The following is a 16,320-nucleotide window of genomic DNA, read 5'->3' as shown; positions in this document are numbered from 1 at the left end:
CCGTGGCGTCCAACAGGTCTGCCCTTGACGAGGCACCGTACGGCACCCCCACCGGACCGACCGAGGGCGCCGACCCCGGGCCGGGCCCACGGACGGCGGCCGCGCAGCGGACCGACACCCAGACGGTCTCCTCCCCGGTGGCCCCCTCCTCCGAGTGGGAGGAGTGGAACCCCACCGCCGACTCCCTCGCCCCGGTACGCGGCCGGCACCGCGTCGCCAAGCAGCGCGGCACCATGGCCCGCAGCGGGGCGGTACTCGGCGTCGGTGTCATCGCCGCGGTCGGCGCGGGCGGCATGGCGACCGCCAAGGACCGTCCCAACCCCCCGATATCCATGCCGGACGTCGCGCACATCGCCGACGAGATCCAGGACTCGCTGCCCGACGCGGGCGAACTGCCCGGCATCGGACCGCTCCTCGCCGGTGGCGACTCCTCCGGCGGGCAGCCCGCCGGTTCCCCCCAGCCCTTCTCCCAGGCCGGTCTCACCGCCGAGGACCGGGCCAACGGGACCACCGACGCGGGCGAGGCCCTGCGCGCCCGCATCATGCAGCAGGCCGAGCACCAGCAGAACGCCGCCGACGACGCCGCACGCGAGGCTGCCGCCAAGGCCGCCGCGGAAGCCGCCGCGAAGGCCGCCGCGGAGCGGAAGGCCGACGAGGAGGCCGAACGGAAGGCCGCCGAGGCGGAGGCCGAGCGCAAGGCGGCGGCGGAAGCGCAGCGGAAGGCCGAGGCGGAAGCCGAGCGGAAGGCGGAGGCCGCCCGCAAGGCCGAGGCCGAGCGCCGCGCCAAGCTCGCCACCGCGTACGCCCTCCCGCTGGCCTCGTACACCCTCACCTCGACCTTCGGCGAGGCCGGCGACATGTGGTCCGCGAACCACACCGGTCAGGACTTCGCCGCCCCCACCGGCACCCCGGTCAAGGCGGTGCACGGCGGCACCATCACCGAGGCCGGCTGGGCCGGTGCGTACGGCTACCGCATCGTCCTCACGCTCGATGACGGCACCGAGGTCTGGTACTGCCACCTCTCCTCGATGGTCCGGACGTCCGGCTCGGTGTCCGCCGGCGAGGTCATCGGACGCGTCGGCGCCACCGGCAACGTGACCGGCCCGCACCTGCACCTGGAGGTCCGCCCCGGCGGCGGCTCCCCGATCAACCCGCTGGCCTGGCTGCGCGAGCACGGCCTCAACCCCTGACCTCGTCCCACTCACCGCCCCCACCCCGATACGCCGGTGGCCCTGGTGCTCTCTCCCCCCCCTGACACCAGGGCCGCCGGTCCGGACCGGCACCGGGGCCGACCGGCACCGACGCCGCTGCCTCGCTCTCCCCACGCCACTGGCCCGACCCCTCCCCGCGCCCCGGCGCCTTCCCGTACCCGCGCCGGTCGGCACCTCCCGTACCCGCGCCGGCCGCTGACTCAAGTACCCGCGCCGGCCCCCCGAGCAGTCCGTCGTGACCGGCACCTGCCCGCCCCTTGGCGCCGACCGGCACCGGAGACCGTCCCCAACCGCCAACCGCCAACCGCCACCGCCACCCGCTGTCGCCGCGCGCCCGGCGGTGGAATATCCGCCCAGGCCGCCGCGCTGAAGCGGGGTATGGCTGACAACGACAAGCACACCCAAGGGCAGCGGCGGACCGGGCAGGCGGCCCGGAGGCCGCTCGGAGCGCTGGCGGTGCACCCGCTCTCCCTGGGCGGCAACGTCTTCGGTTGGACCGCGGACGAGGCCGAGTCCTTCGCCGTCCTGGACGCCTACGCCGCCGCGGGCGGCAACTTCATCGACACCGCGGACGTGTACTCCGCCTGGGCGCCGGGGAACCGGGGCGGAGAGTCCGAGACCGTCATCGGCAACTGGCTCGCCGCCCGGGGCAACCGGGCCGAGATGGTGATCGCCACCAAGGTGGGCGGTGGCTACCCCGACCCGCGCGGCCTCACCGCGCGGGCCATCAAGAGCGGTGCCGACGAGTCCCTGGCCCGGCTGCGCACCGACCACATCGACCTCTACTACACGCACTTCGACGATCCGTCGGTGCCCGTGGAGGAGATCATCACCGCGCTCGACGACCTGGTGAAGACCGGCAAGGTCCGCGAGATCGCGGCCTCCAACCTCTCCGCGGACCGGCTGGAAGCCTCCCTGAAGTTCTCCGAAGCGGAAGGACTGGCCCGCTACGTCGCCCTCCAGCCGCACTACAACCTGGTCTCCCGCGACACCTACGAGGGAGAACTCGCCGCCGTCGCCGCCCGGCACGGCATCGCCACCGTGCCCTACTTCGGCCTGGCCTCCGGCTTCCTCACCGGCAAGTACCGGCCCGGCAGCACCGTGGACAGCGCCCGCTCGGCCTCCGCCGCCAAGCACCTGGAGACCGAACGCGGCCGCAAGGTGCTCGCCGCTCTCGACGAGATCGCCGCGGCGCACGGGGCCGAGCAGGCCACCGTCGCGCTCGCCTGGCTGGCCGCCCAGCCGACCGTCGTCGCCCCCATCGCCAGCGCCCGCACCGTGGACCAACTGCCGGCACTGCTCGCCGTGGCCGACCTGAAGCTCACCGACGCCGAACTGGCCGCCCTCACCACGGCCTCGGAGTAACCCCCGCCTCGTTGAGGGACCCCACCCGGGCGGCCGGGCCCGGGGCGGGGTGGGGGCCCGTCCCCGGCGGCCGCCCGGGCCCTGCTCGCCCGGACCCGGCCGCCGAGGGGGGCTTGGCTCCGCCGTGGCCCTGCCCGCCCGGGGCCGCCCGGGCGCCGGTCCGGCGGCTCAGCCGCGCCGGTCCGCCGCGGCCCAGGAGGCGGCGGCCACCGCACCGGCCACGGCGAACACCGACGGCCAGGCACCGACCTTCCTGGCCAGCGGATGCGACCCGGCGAACGCCGCGACGTACAGCCCGCTCAGCGCCGCCGCGGTGCCCGTCCCGGCCTTCGCCCGCCAGCTCCGCGCGGCCACCGCCCCGGCCGCCGCCAGCGCCACGCCGCCCAGCGGCCGCTTCTTCGTCCAGCGCGCGACGCCGTACCCGCCGACGAGCCCACCCGCGGCCACTACCCCTGCCGGAATGCCGGCCATGGCAACCAACCTCTCCCTCTGTACGTATGAACAGTCGTAGGGCCATTCGACCGCATCCGGCGCCGGTTTTCTCCACGGCCCGGTCACATCCCGCCGTCGTTACGGCAACAGAGACCGCCGCCACCCCGAACCGCAAGGGAGCCACCCGTGACCTCGACCCGCTACACCTACCGTCCGGCGACCGAGGCCGACCTGGAGCAACTCGGCACGTTGGACAACTCGTTCACCACGGACGCCGCCTACCAGGTCACGGCCGGCCCCACCGGCTTCACCGTCCACCCCACCCCGGTGGACCCGCCCCTCACCAAGCACTTCCCCGACGACGAGGACGACGACGATGACGATGTCCCGGACCACACCGTGGTCGCGGTCGACGGCGACCGCCTCTGCGGCTTCGTCGTGGTGGACCACGAGCCCTGGAATGCCCGCCTGACCATCCGCGACATCGCCGTCGCCCCCACCGACCGAGGCCACGGCATCGCCCGCGAACTGATGGACCACGCCGTCGCCTACGGCCTGTCCCGGCGCGCCCGGACCGTCTGGCTGGAGGTCACCAACATCAACGCCCCCGCCATCCGCGCCTACGAGCGCATGGGCTTCACCCTCTGCGGCCTGGACACGACCCTGTACACCGGCACGGCCTCGGAAGGCGAGGTGGCACTCTTCATGAGCAGGCCACTGCCGGACCTCCCGAACACCGAAGCGGCCGGCCGGGCGTGACAGCGGCGTAGGACGGGGGAGCGGCTCGCGGCGGGTGGCCGCCAGGACGATGGAGGTCCGGCGGCCACGTCCGCGGTGTGCCCGGGAGGGGCGGCGCGGATGGCTCAGTCGAGCGCGCTGAGCTGCTTCCAGTCTTCGTAGGAGGGGTTCCAGTCGCCGTAGCCGTTGCCGGTGGGGACGGTCTGGCGGGTGGAGCCGGTGACCTCGACGAGGTCACCCCGGACGGCGCGGTCGTAGAACCACTTGCCGTCCTTCTCGGACATGCCGACGCAGCCGTGGCTCTGGTTGGAGTTGCCGAAGTAGCCCTTGCCCTCGTTCCAGGGGGCGGCGTGGGCGTAGGTGCCCGAGGTGGTGAGGTGGACGGCCCAGGGCACGTCCTTGTCGTAGGGGTCGGCTATGCCGACGGAGGTGTTGGTCATGTTGACCATGGGGGCCTTGTCCAGGACGACCATGGTGCCGTTCCAGGTGGGGTAGCTGGGCGAGCCGCCGGAGATCGGGATGGTGCGGATCCGCCGGCCGTCCTCGTACACGGTCATGGTGTGCTTCTTCAGGTCGACCTTGGAGACGCGGACGGTGCCGATGGAGAAGGTGCTGGTCACGTCGCGGCGGAGGTAGCGGGAGTCGCCGGTGTCGACGCCGCTGAGCTTGGCGCGGAGGGTGACCCTGGTGCCCTTGGCCCAGTACGTCTTGGGACGCCAGTCGACGCGCTCCACGCCGGTGAGGGGGTCGCGGACCCAGCCCCAGGAGCCCTCGGTCCTGGGCGTCGTGGAGACGGAGAGCCGGCGCTCGACCGCCGCCTTGTTCTTCACCGGATGGTCGAAGGCGATGGAGACGGGCTGGCCGGCGCCGACGACCTTGTTGCCGGCGGGGGTGACGTTGACCCCGTTGAAGAGGGTGGCCTCGCGGACCCGCACGGTGGAGCGCTCGGTGGTGCTCTTTCCGGCGGCGTTGGTGGCGGTGGCCCGGAGCGTGTAGGTCGCGCCGGGGGTCAGGGTGCGGTCGGAGCGCCAGCCCTTCTTGCCCTTGGTCCAGGTGCCGGTGAGCGGTGCGGCCCCGGAGGTGCCGGAGGTGACTTCGACGTCGGTGAGCGTGCCGTGTTCCACCGTGACCGCCACCGTGCTGTCCGGGGCGGTGGCCCGGCCGTCCGGGCCGGGGGTGACGGAGATGACGGCCGGCTTGGCGTCGGCCGCGTCGACGGAGGCGGCGGCCTTGCCGGAGGAGGACTGGCAGCCGGCCAGCGCGGTGACGGCGAGTGCCGACGCGATGAGGATCCGGGCCGGGCGGAGCGGACGTATGGGACGCATGGTGGGCCTCTGCGGGAAGTCGTGGGGCGGTCGGGTCAGCAACGCGTCTGGGCGAGTTCCGGGTTGTACCGGTACGGCGGCGGGGAGGGCGTCTCGGAGGGCCGGAGCCGCCACAGCGATACCGACATGCAGTGGGTCGAGACGCCGTCGGTGTACTCGTTGCCGAGGCCGGCCCCCTGCTCCTGGACGACCGCGACATGGTTGCCGGAGCGCATCAGGACGACCTGGCTGTTCTTCGGGGCCTGGCCGGCGGATCCGGTGAAGGTCTTCACGAGCGGTTTTGCGGTCGAGCCGCCGGACCCGTCGGAGTCGTCGGGGGAGCCGGGTTTCGACTGGAGGCCGCAGCGTTGGGTGAGGGCCTGCTCCAGGGAGGAGACGACGGAGACGGCGTCCACCTCGTCCGGGTAGGCGTTGATGGTGTGGGTGGCCTGCTGCTCCTTCTCCCGGCCGGTGTACGAGCGGGCGTGCTGCGCCGAGGGCGTGGGCCCGGCGTCGGAGTCGAGGCCGGTGAAGCGGCAGCCGCCGCCGAGGTCGAGCAGCGGAGCCGCTCTGTCGGTGGTGGTGCGGGCGGTCTTCCAGCGCGCGGACGCGTCGAACGGCAGCGCGCTCGGCGGGAGCAGGGCCTTCTCCGGGATGTCGGGGACGGCCTCCGGTGTCCGTGCCGACTGCTGAGGAGCGGCGGGCAGCGTACGGGTGGGGTCGTCGCCGGGGGTCAGCTGCCAGGAACCGATGGCGATCGCCGCCGCGGTGAACACGGCGGAAGCGGCGAGGGCCGCACGCTTGCGCGCGCGTCGCCGGTGGCCCCTGGCCCGTGCGGCCTCCGGTCCCGCCAGCCGTATGGAGGGTTCCGCGGCGCGGGCCAGGTCACGCAGTCGCTCTTCCAGGTCAACCATGGGTGGGCACCTCCTTCGGGGGGCGGGCGGTGGGGTACGGGGACGGGTGGCCGAGGTCGCCGAGGTGGGAGCCGAGGGCTTTGCGGGCCCGGCTGAGCCGGGTGCGTACGGCGCCTTCGGAGACGCCGGTCTCCCGTGCCACCTGCTCGATGGGCAGGTCGAGCAGGTGGTGCAGGACGACGGCGGTCCGCTGGTCGGTTTTCAGTCCGCGCAGGGCGTGCACCAGCGCCACCCGGTCCGGAGCGAGGTCCGGCAGGTCGCCGGGTGGACCGTGCCGCAGGTGCGCGCGCATGCGGTTGCGTGCGCGGCGCCAGGAACTGACGGCCAGCCGCAGCGCGACCGTGCGGACCCACGGTGTGGGGTCGCCCTCCGCGATGAGCCGGTCCCAGCGCTGCCAGGCCCGGGCGTACGCCTCCTGCACGGCGTCCTCGGCTTCGGCGAGGTCGCCGGTGGCGGCATAGACCGCCGAGACGAGCCGCTTCGCCGTCGCGGTGTAGAACTGGTCGAAGTCCGACGCTGATGGTGCTGTTGGTGCCGACATGTGTCCCCCGATGACCCCCCACGCGCCCTCCTCCAGGCGCTGTGCTTTCTCGCTCCCGTTAAGGGCACGCCTGGGGGCCGCGAAAGGTTACAGAGAATTTCCGGGGCCGGGGTTCCAGGGAACGGGCAGCGGCTTCGCGGTGGTGGCGGCCCCGGCGGTGGGGCAGGGGCGGGGGTGGTGGAGGTCCGGCGGCGTGGGCCCGGGGGCTACGGGGCGGGTGGGGCCGCCCGTTCGCCGCCGGGCGGCGGCGCGGCATCCTCGGGCCCGGTCCGGCGGGGCGGGGGCGCGGGGTGGCCCTCGCTGTCCGGAGCGTGCGCGGCGCCCGGCGGCTGAGGCGCTGCCGGGGCGGCGGGGGCGGCGGGGGCGGCGGGGGCGTGGCCGCCGAGCGGCTGGGGGGCGCCGGGCGGCTGGGGAGCGCCGGCGTCCGCGACGGGGTGGGCGGCTGCGGGGTAGGGGCTGCCCGGGTGGGTGGGCGTCGTGTACGGGCTGCCCGGGTGCATGGGCGCGAGGTACGCGCTGCCCGGGTGGGTGGGCGTGGCGTACGGGCTGCCCGGGTGGGTGGGCGCGTAGTACGGGGCGCCGGGGTGGAGGGGCGTGGCGTACGGGGTGCCCGGGAGGAGGGGTGCGGCGTACGGGGTGCCCGGGAGGAGGGGTGCGGCGTACGGGGTGCCGGGGTGGGCGGCCGGGAAGTACGGGCCGGGACGGCTCGCCGGATGCTGCCCGTAGGGCAGGCCGCCCCACGGGGGCGGGTACACCGCTGTCCGGGGGCGGCGCGGTGCCGGAACCGCCAGTGCGGCATGCGCCAGGACCGGTTGGGCGACGTCCCTGCGCTGCCACAGGTGGTGCAGCAGTTCCCGCTCCCGTGCGGTGAAGTCCGGCCCCGCGGTGTCCCGGTAGGCGCGGCGGCGCAGAAACGCGAGGGAGGTGGCGAAGGCGGTGTACTCGGCGACGGTGCGGGCCGCCGCCGGCCCCCGGGTGCGGCGGGCGAGGTCGCGGGCTATGCCGCGGGCCCGGAGCGAGGACAGGGCCAGCGGCTCCGGAGGGGTGAGCCAGCCTGCCGCCTGGTAGACCGGGAGGTAGGACCCTATGGTGCGCAGTTCGTTGCTGCGGGACCAGATGGCGAGCCAGATCAGCAGCCCGAAGACGGGGAGCATGAAGAGGGCGTAGACGGCGATGAAGCTCCGGCCGCCCAGGGTCGCCGAACCGTTCCAGAGCCCGTGCAGGACCATCGCCGCGAGCAGGGCGGCGATCGGCAGCAGTGTGCGGCGGGCGCGCTGCCGATGGGTGGCGGCGGCCGCCAGGCCGAAGCCTATGCCGGTCATGGCGGTGAAGAGCGGGTGCGCGAACGGCGACATGATGACCCGGACGAAGAACGTCGCGGCGGTGGTGGAGCGCAGCCCGGAGTAGCCGAACTCCTGGTCGCTGACGAACGCCGAGCCCAGGTAGAGGATGTTCTCGGTGAACGCGAAGCCGGTCGCGGTGACACCGGCGATCACCAGGCCGTCGAGGATTCCGTTGAAGTCGCGGCGCCGGAAGAGGAAGAGGAACAGCAGCGCACCGGCCTTGGCGCTCTCCTCGACGACCGGGGCGACCAGGGTCGCGCCCCAGGCGTCCGCGTCGGCCTCGCTTTCCGGGGTCGAGGAGTCGGAGATGCTGGTGACCAGCCATTCCGTCGCGAACCCGTTGGCGATCAGCGCGACGAGCGTCGCGGCACAGGAACCCCAGGCGAACGCGAAGACCAGGTTCCGCCAGGGTTTGGGCTCCACCTGGTCCATCCAGCGGAACGCGGCGATCAGCAGGGGGACCGGCAGCACCGACAGCCCCAGCCCCACCAGGAATCCGTCGGTGCCGGTCTGCTCCCGGACCAGCGCGAGGATGATCAACCCGGAGAGGGCGAGCAGCAGGACGAGGGCGCTGGCGCGCAGCGCGCGGCTCCGCCACACGGCACGCCCCGGACGGTGGCGCCGGCCGGACGGCTCGGGCACGCCCCCGAGGTGGGGCGGTGGGCTTTCGGCGGGGGCCGGCGGGGCGGCGGCCTGCACGGGCGGCGCGGGGTGCTCGGCGTTCCTCCGGGCGGCGTGCGGATCGAAGGTGTGCGCGGGGGCCGCTTCGGGGGCGCCGAGGCGGGGAGCGCCGGGCCCGGTGTGGCCGGGTTCACGGCAGCCGGACCGCTCTCGGCCGGGATCGTGCGGGGGCGGGGACTGGTGCACCCGACGACCCTAACGAAGGGGAGTGCGGCGGGTGCCGGGATCGCGTACACCCCGGGCCGTCCGGCGGGTGCCGGGATCGCCCACGTCCTGGGCCGTCCCCGGCCGGTCCCCGGGTTTCCCCGGCCGGTCCCCGGGCCGTCCGGCGGATGCCGGGTCCGGGGGCCGGGGGCGGGAGCGGGGTGGCGGCGGCCGGTGCGGCGGCTTCAGTCCGCCCGGCGGCGGAAGAGCAGGTCGTGCACCACATGGCCCTTGTCCAGGCCCTGGCCCTCGAACTTGGTCAGCGGACGGAACTCCGGGCGCGGGGCGTAGCCGCCGTCCGGCCGGGTGTTCTCGAAGTCGGGCGAGGCGGTGAGCACCTCCAGCATCTGCTCCGCATACGGCTCCCAGTCGGTGGCGCAGTGCACCAGCGCCCCGGGGCGGAGCCGGGTCGCCGCGAGCGCGATGAACTCGGGCTGGATCAGGCGCCTCTTGTGGTGCCGCTTCTTCGGCCACGGGTCCGGGAAGTAGACGCGCAGCCCGGCGAGCACTCCGGGTTCGAGCATCTCGCGGAGGAGGATGATCGCGTCACCGTTCGCCACCCGGATGTTGGACAGCCCGTTCCGCTCCGCGAGCGCGAGCAGGTTTCCCTGCCCGGGGGTGTGCACGTCGGCGGCGAGGATGCCGGTGCCCGGGTCCGCGGCGGCCATCTGCGCCGTGGCCTCGCCCATGCCGAAGCCGATCTCCAGGACGACCGGCATCGCCGGATCCCCGAAGAGCTCGCCGAGGTCGACGCGGCGCATTCCGTCGATGTCCATGCCCCAGGTGGGCCACAGGCGGCGCAGCGCCTCGCCCTGGCCCGGCGTGACACGGCCGCGGCGGGGGCGGAAGGACCGGATGCGGCGCTCGTGGTGCGAACCGGCAGGGTCGGCGGCCGGGCCGCCGGGGAACAGGGGCTCGCTGCGGTCGCGGCGCGGCTGCGTCTCCGCGGGGCGGGGTGCGGTGGAGTTCTCGGACATGTACGTCGATTCTACGGTCGGCCGTCGAACGGCCGGATCGAGCGGTCGTCGGGGCCCGGGGCAGCGCTCCGAGGCCGGGGCCGAGCCCCTCGCCGGTTCGTCCGGTCGTCTCCGGTCGTCGCCGTCCGTTTCCGTCCGTCTACGGCCGGCTGTCTCCGGCTGTCCGCGTCCGGTTGCCTCCGGTTGTCTCAGGTCGTCGTTGGCTGTCTCGCCGTTCTCCGGCTGGGGCTCGCCGCTGCCGGTTCGGCCTGCTGCCCTCGGGGCACCCGTCCGCTGTCCGCTGTCCGCTGTCCGCTGTCCGTTCGTCCGGCCGTCGCCGGTGCGGCCGGCCGCCGTCCGCTCGGGGCCGGTCAGCCGTCCAGGGCCGCCAGTGCCCGCCGGGCCACCTCACGGCCGATCGGCAGTGACGCCGTCGCGGCCGGGGAGGGCGCGTTGAGCACATGCACCATGCGCGCCGACTCGGCGAAGAGGAAGTCGTCCACCAGGGTGCCGTCGGGCAGCACCGCTTGGGCCCGGACACCGGCCGGGGCGCGCACCAGGTCGTCCGCCGCCACCACCGGCAGCAGCCGGCGGACGGCGTCGGTGAAGGCCCGCTTGGAGACGGAGCGCCGCAGCTCCCCCGCCCCGTATCTCCAGTGCTGCCGTGCTATCCGCCAGGCCCCCGGGTAGGCCAGGGTCGCGGCCAGCTCGTCCGGCCGCACCGTGTGCCAGGTGTAGCCCTCCCTGGCCAGGGCGGGCACCGCGTTGGGGCCGATGTGCACCCGGCCGTCGATGCCGCGGGTGAGATGGACGCCGAGGAACGGGAACGCCGGGTCGGGCACCGGGTAGACCAGCCCGCGCACCAGCGAGGCCCGGGCCGGGACCAGCTCGAAGTACTCCCCGCGGAACGGCACGATCCGCATGCCCGGGTCGTCTCCCGCCAGCCGGGCGACCCGGTCGCAGTGCAGTCCCGCGCAGTTCACCAGCGCACCGGCGCGGAGCACCTCGCCGCTCGCCGTCCGCACCGCGACCGCCGAGGACCGCCGGCCGACGGCGCGCACCTCCGCGCCGTACCGCACCGTGGCGCCGGCGTCGCCGGCCAGCCGGGCCAGGCGGTCCGCCACCGCGCCGTAGTCGCAGATGCCGGTCGTGCCGACATGGATGGCGGCGATGCCGCGGACCTGCGGCTCGTACTCCAGGATCTGGGCGGGGCCCAGCTCCCGGACCGGTATGCCGTTCTCCCGGCCGCGCTGCACCAGGGCGTGCAGCCGCGGCAGCTCGGCGCGGTCCGTGGCCACGATCAACTTGCCGGTGACCTCGTGCGGGACGTCGTGCTCGGCGCAGAACTTCACCAGCTCGGCCGCGCCCTCCACGGCGAACCGGGCCTTCAGCGATCCCGGCCGGTAGTAGATGCCGCTGTGGATCACTCCGCTGTTGCGGCCGGTCTGATGGCGGGCCGGACCCGGTTCCTTCTCGAGCACGATCACCCGGGTGCCGGGCGCCGCCCGCGTGATCGCATACGCCGTCGACAAGCCGACGATCCCGCCACCGATCACCAGCACATCGCAGTCCCACCCCGTCACGACACCTCACCTCCCCGCAGCCGTCGACGCTCAATCACACCCAGGACGATCACTATCATGACGTCCGCCACTGACAACGGACCGAGACCGGACCTTGGACGGGCCGGGACGCCGCCTCCCTGGCGCCGGTCCGGTGCCCCGGCCGTCCGGGGCGTGCGGCGGGCCGGCCGAGCGCGCCGGGCGCGCGGGCCGCGCGGAGGGCACCGTCAGCCCATCCGGCCGCCCGGCCCCCGGGACCGTCCCCGGCCCCCGCCGGCCCCTCCGATCGCCCCCGCCGGTCGTCGTGCCGTCCGTGTCAGGCCGGGCGCGGCCCACGTCGGGGCGGCCCACGTCGGCGCCGCCCGCACCGGCCGTGCTGCCCGGGTCGGCGCCGCCCGGGTCGGCCGTGCCGCCGCCGAACCCCGCCGGGGCGCCGTTCACGCCGGGGCGACCAGCAGGGGCCGGGCCCGTTCCCGCAGCTCGGCGACGCGCGGCTCGTGCCCGTAGGGCTCCAGGCGGTGCAGCAGGTCGCGGACGTACTCCGTGGTGCGGGCGGAGGAGATGCGGCCGGCCACTTCCACCGCCCGGGTGCCCTGCGCGCACGCCGCGTCCAGGTTGCCCGACTCCAGCTCGGCGACCGCCGAGACCACCAGCCGCAGCCCGTGCGAGCGGACGAACTCCTCGGTGGGCCGGGACAGCGCCTGCTCGGTGAACCGGCGCACCTGCCGGGGCAGCCGGAGGTCGCGGTAGCACTCGGCCGCGTCCGCCGCGAACCTCTCGTGGGTGTAGAAGTCCAGCCAGGCCGGGTCGGGGTCGCCCGCCCGGGACCGCTCCAGCCAGCCCTCGGCGGCCTTGAGCGCGGCCCCGCACGCCGGACCGTCGCCCGCCTTGGCCTGGGCCCGGGCCTCCACCAGGCGGAAGAAGCTCATGGTGCGCGCGGTGGCCAGTCCGCGGTTCCGCTCCAGGGCGGCCTGGGCCAGGTCCACGCCCTCGTCGGCGAAGCCCCGGTAGGTGGCCTGCAGCGACATCGACGCCAGCACATAGCCGCCGAGCGGCACGTCGGCCGCCGCCCGGGCCAGCCGCAGCGCCTGGATGTAGTAGCGCTGGGCGGCCTCCTGCTGGCCGGTGTCGAAGGCCATCCACCCGGCCAGCCTGGTGAGTTCGGCGGTGGCGCCGAACAGCGCCCGGCCCACCTCGTCGCTGTAGGAACCCAGCAGCAGGGGCGCGGCGTCGACCCGCAGGCACTCGGGCACCATCGACGAACGCCAGTCGCCGCCCCCGTACTTGGAATCCCAGCGGCGCGCGTCCTCCGCGGCCTCGCGCAGCTTCCTGACGTCGCTGTGGCCGACGCGCTGCGGTAAGCCCTCGGTGCCGACGGTGCTCTCGGTCTCCTTGGGGTCGCGGGCCACTGAGCTGTCGGCCGGGGATATCAGCCAGCGGGACGCCGGGGTGGCGTACGCGCTCACCGCGAACGACCCGGCCAGGCTCTGCCAGATGCCGCCGCCCCCGCGCCGGCCCGCCAGGTCCAAGCGGTACAGCTCGGTGGCGCTGCGCACCGCCTGATCGACGTCGCGCGGGAAGGCGAGGCCGACCTCCGGCGCCGGATCGGCGTCGGCGAGGCCGATCTCGTGCAGCGGGACCGGCCGGCCCAGCTTCGATCCGATCGCGGCGGCGATCAGATGGGGCGCGGCGCCCTGCGGGACCATGCCCTTGGAGACCCACCGCGCCACCGACGTCTTGTCGTAGCGGAGGGTCAGGCCGCGTTGGGCGCCGAGGTCGTTGACTCTGCGCGCGAGCCCGGCATTGCTGATTCCCGCGAGGGCGAGAACGGTGCCGAGCTTCTCGTTCGGCCCGCGTGGCTCCCTGGACATGCGCACCCCTCGAACAGCACCGACGGCCGCCCCGGCATAGGCACGGGGCATTCGTAAACCCAGCGTAGTTCGCCGCATCCCGACCGTTAAGAGGTGGCGTCCCGGATGGCGGGATTCTGGTACGAACGCAGGTGCGGGAGGGGGCGTGTGCTCCCGGTGTGTGTGGCCGTGCGCCCGGGTGTGCGCTCTGCCTGGCCCGGTGCGGCGGGGCTTCCATGGTGGTGCGTGGGTCGGCCCATGGCGCTGGAGCCTGTGGGCTGGGGGACACCGCCGCCTCATTCCCCGCGGGCGGCGGACCGGTCCGGGAGGTGAACTCCACCTCCCGGACTGCGATGTCGGGTCACCGCAAGCCCACGCCAGGGCGCGTCAGCAATTTGGCTGAATGCCGCTCCTGACGGCCGGGCCGCCGCGCCGGGCCGGGGAGGGGGAGGCCCGACGCGGAGGTCCGGTGTGCGGCGTCCGCACGCGGCTTTCGGCGGCGGTGCGCGATGCCGGCCGGCCGGGCGCCGGAGGGGCCGCCCGGTGTCTGCCGGTGGCCGACGGGCGGCTGTCGTGGCACGCGGGGCCGTGCGGTGGAATTGCCGGACTCACTGTGGTCTGCGCCGAGTTGGGCGCTACGGGGTGCGGTGCCGCGGCGAGCGCACGGAGTTCGTGTCGTCCGCGCGCGCGACCACTCGTTCGCCGCCACTCGTGGCAGCATGGGCCCCGACGGAACGGCCGCCGCCCGCACCGGGTCCGGGCACCACCCCGCGCCCCGCGCCGAGTGGACTCCTCGCGCCCCGGGCGATGTTGTCGCAAAACCGGGGTGACGTCGTGGCGCGACGTGTTCTCCGGGCGTTGCGCGTCCGGCTGCCGAACCCGTCGACCAGCTGTGCATGATGGCTGCTACGTACTGGTTGTCCACGGTCTGTGGAGGCGGCGATGCGGTGGTTGGTGGGGTGGAGCAGAGCCGCCTCCGGACCGGCCACGGTCGAGGGCGGCGCGATCCAGCCGGTCGGCGCCCATCTCCTGTGGGCCGACCCGGACCCGCTCTGGGCCGTCGGTGACTGGCGCCCCGACGAGGTGCGGGTGGTGCAGACCGACGCCTTCACCCGGCTCGCCGTCTTCGGCTGCTGCGGCGCCACCGACGAGGAACTGCGGGTCGGACTCTTCGCGGCCCGGGGCGGCGCGCTGCGCCACCTCACCGCCTGGCCCGGGAGCTACACCGCGGTCGCCCAGGCCGGGCGCCGGGTCACCGTCGTCGGCGATCTCGCCGGAGCCCGCCCGGTGTTCCACACCGACTGGGCCGGCGGCACCGCCTACGCCACCGCCGCGCTGCCGCTCGCGGACCTGGTGGAGGCGCAGCTCGACGTCAGCCACCTGGCCGCGCTGCTCGCCTGCCCGGACACCCCGGAGGCGGTCGGCGACGGCACCCCGTACCTCGGGGTGCGCCGGATCGCGCCCGGGCACGCGCTGGTGCTGCGCGAGGGCGCACGCGACATCGTCGGGTACGAGCCCACCGCCTCGCTCGCCGTCGCCGCCCCCCGCCGGGATCCCGAGGAAGCGGTGGACGGCGTCCGGGACGCGCTCGTCGACGCGGTACGCGCCCGCCTTGCCGCGCCCCGGCACGCCCCGGCGGCCGACGGCCGGCTCGACCCCGGGCCGGTCCCGGGCATGGGCCCGGCCGACCGGCGGGCCGCCCGTGGGGCCCCCGCCCCCGGGGTCGGCGCCGACCTCTCCGGAGGCAGCGCCTCCGGCACCCTGGCACTGCTCGCCGCGGGACTGCCCGGGGTGCCGGGGACCCTGCTCGGGCACGGCACCGCGGCCGGCGAGCGCCTCCGGGCGGTCACCTTCAACGACCTGGCGGCCGGACGGAACCGGTCCCGGGAAGCGGAACTGGAGCGCGCCCGCGGCCTCGCCGAGAACCCTCGCCTGCACCACCTGGTGGTCACCGGCGGCACCGAGGCGCTGCCGTACGCGGCGCTGGACGGCGGCCCGCTGACCGACGAGCCCGGCCCGTCGATCGTCCTCGCCGAACGCCACCGCCGCCGGCTCGTCGCGGGCAGCGCGGACCACTTCATCGGCCACGGCGCCCGCCAGGTGCTGGACGCCCACCCCGCCCGCCTCGCCGACCTGCTGCTCGACCGCCGCCGCCGTCACCTGCTCCGGCCGGCCACCGCGCTGGCCCGGGCGGACGGGCCGTCGGCGCACTCCTTCTTCGTACCGTTCACCGTCTACCGGGCCGCCCGGCGCCTGGCCCGCACGCCCTACCGGGACGGCCTCGAACAGGCCGCCCACCACCTGCTGGAGCGCCACTTCACGCCCGAGTCCGGCACCGGCCGCCCGGGCGCCGTGTCGGCCTCGCTCGCGGCACTCACCTGGTGCCGGCCGGGCCCCGCCGCCCGCTGGCTCACCGGCGAGGCGCTGGCCGAGGTGTCGGTCCGGCTGGAGACCGCCGCCGCCCGCCCGGCCGCCCTGCGCCGCCCCGGCGAACGCCGCGCCGACGCGTCGCTCAACCGGTACGCCGCCGACCACCGGGTCTTCGAGCAGGCCGCGGAGGTACGCAGCCAGCGGCTGCACGCCCCCTTCCTCGACAACCAGGTGGTCCGCGCCTGCCGCGAGCTCCCCGAAGCGCTCCGCGTGCAACCCGGGGCGCGAGCGGCGGTCCTGCGCGCGGTACTCGCAGGCGCCGGCATCCGCGACCTGCCGCCCGGCTGGGGAGCGACCTCCCAGGGCGCCCACCTGGCCACCGTACGGGCCGGCCTCCGCGCCCATGTGGCGGAGCTGATCGACCTCTTCCGCGCCCCGCTGCTCGCGGACGCCGGACTGGTCGAAGCACGCGTGGTGCGGAAGGCCCTGCGCGCGGCCGCCGAGGGCGAACGGCTGCCGCTGGACGGCCTCGCCGAACTCGTCGCCACGGAGATCTGGCTACGCCGCCTGCTCGCCCGGCGCGGCACCTGCTGGACCGGCACCGCGGCCCCGCGCCAGCGGGCGGTGGCGGGCGGGGTGGTGCCCCGCCAGAGCCTCTGACCCGGGCGGCGGAGTTCCGGGAGCACGGCGGCTGGGACGTGGTGGACCGTGTCACGGGCGGAGCGGGTGAGGCGGGCGGGGCGGTCGTGACCGATGTGGCGGATGCGGCGGGAGCGGCGGGGGTGGTCGGAGCGGTCGGGGCGGGGGTGTCCGGAGCGGGCGGGGCGGAGGTGTCCGGAGCGGGCGGGG

General features: G+C 75.4%; 12 protein-coding genes. 4 read left to right on the top strand and 8 right to left on the bottom strand.

The features are described from left to right. The first annotated feature begins 2 nt into the window (after nt 1-2). Both ACH4B3_RS12480 and ACH4B3_RS12475 read left to right on the top strand, forming a co-directional pair. Nucleotides 3-1,190 carry a M23 family metallopeptidase gene (locus tag ACH4B3_RS12480; RefSeq protein WP_398462781.1) on the top strand — a complete coding sequence of 396 codons (1,188 nt, stop codon included), beginning with the start codon at nt 3-5 and terminating at the stop codon, nt 1,188-1,190. A 399-nt stretch (nt 1,191-1,589) separates the two neighbouring features. Then, a complete protein-coding gene (locus ACH4B3_RS12475; RefSeq protein WP_398462780.1) occupies nt 1,590-2,576 on the top strand; it encodes an aldo/keto reductase in 987 nt (328 codons plus the stop codon). Nucleotides 2,577-2,744: 168 nt separating this feature from the next. Here the strand turns inward: ACH4B3_RS12475 and ACH4B3_RS12470 are convergent, their stop codons facing one another. Then, on the bottom strand, nt 2,745-3,047 hold the full coding sequence (locus ACH4B3_RS12470) for a hypothetical protein (protein WP_398462779.1): 303 nt from the start codon (nt 3,045-3,047) through the stop codon (nt 2,745-2,747). 147 nt (nt 3,048-3,194) lie between these two features. Here ACH4B3_RS12470 and ACH4B3_RS12465 point away from each other — a divergent pair, with 147 nt between their 5' ends. Further along, nucleotides 3,195-3,767: a GNAT family N-acetyltransferase gene (locus ACH4B3_RS12465; protein WP_398462778.1), complete on the top strand. Its 573-nt coding sequence runs from the start codon at nt 3,195-3,197 to the stop codon at nt 3,765-3,767. Nucleotides 3,768-3,871: 104 nt separating this feature from the next. On the opposite strand, the gene ACH4B3_RS12460 is transcribed toward ACH4B3_RS12465, so the two are convergent. From ACH4B3_RS12460 to ACH4B3_RS12430, 7 genes are all read right to left on the bottom strand, one after another. Further along, nucleotides 3,872-5,071: an Ig-like domain-containing protein gene (locus tag ACH4B3_RS12460; protein ID WP_398462777.1), complete on the bottom strand. Its 1,200-nt coding sequence runs from the start codon at nt 5,069-5,071 to the stop codon at nt 3,872-3,874. 35 nt (nt 5,072-5,106) lie between these two features. Further along, entirely contained in the window at nt 5,107-5,964 is an 858-nt protein-coding gene (locus ACH4B3_RS12455) for a hypothetical protein (RefSeq protein WP_398462776.1), read from the bottom strand. Further along, nucleotides 5,957-6,505: a SigE family RNA polymerase sigma factor gene (locus ACH4B3_RS12450; RefSeq protein ID WP_398462775.1), complete on the bottom strand. Its 549-nt coding sequence runs from the start codon at nt 6,503-6,505 to the stop codon at nt 5,957-5,959. Before ACH4B3_RS12450 ends, ACH4B3_RS12455 begins: the two co-directional genes overlap by 8 nt. A 206-nt stretch (nt 6,506-6,711) precedes the next feature. Further along, nucleotides 6,712-8,448 carry a PrsW family glutamic-type intramembrane protease gene (locus ACH4B3_RS12445; RefSeq protein ID WP_398462774.1) on the bottom strand — a complete coding sequence of 579 codons (1,737 nt, stop codon included), beginning with the start codon at nt 8,446-8,448 and terminating at the stop codon, nt 6,712-6,714. A gap of 470 nt (nt 8,449-8,918) precedes the next feature. Further along, a complete protein-coding gene (gene trmB / locus ACH4B3_RS12440) occupies nt 8,919-9,710 on the bottom strand; it encodes a tRNA (guanosine(46)-N7)-methyltransferase TrmB (RefSeq protein ID WP_398462773.1) in 792 nt (263 codons plus the stop codon). Nucleotides 9,711-10,060: 350 nt separating this feature from the next. Next, nucleotides 10,061-11,272, bottom strand: a complete 1,212-nt coding sequence (gene lhgO, locus ACH4B3_RS12435; protein WP_398462772.1) for an L-2-hydroxyglutarate oxidase — start codon at nt 11,270-11,272, stop codon at nt 10,061-10,063. Nucleotides 11,273-11,688: 416 nt separating this feature from the next. Next, nucleotides 11,689-13,122: an MFS transporter gene (locus ACH4B3_RS12430; RefSeq protein ID WP_398462771.1), complete on the bottom strand. Its 1,434-nt coding sequence runs from the start codon at nt 13,120-13,122 to the stop codon at nt 11,689-11,691. Between the two features lie 921 nt (nt 13,123-14,043). Here ACH4B3_RS12430 and ACH4B3_RS12425 point away from each other — a divergent pair. Beyond that, nucleotides 14,044-16,131: an asparagine synthase-related protein gene (locus tag ACH4B3_RS12425; RefSeq protein WP_398462770.1), complete on the top strand. Its 2,088-nt coding sequence runs from the start codon at nt 14,044-14,046 to the stop codon at nt 16,129-16,131. The last annotated feature ends 189 nt before the right edge of the window (nt 16,132-16,320 follow it).

The organism is Streptomyces sp. NPDC018031 (assembly GCF_044327625.1).
Classification (GTDB): Bacteria; Actinomycetota; Actinomycetes; order Streptomycetales; family Streptomycetaceae; genus Streptomyces.
Note: the sequence above shows the minus strand (reverse complement) of the source record. Positions and strands in the feature narration are given on the sequence as shown.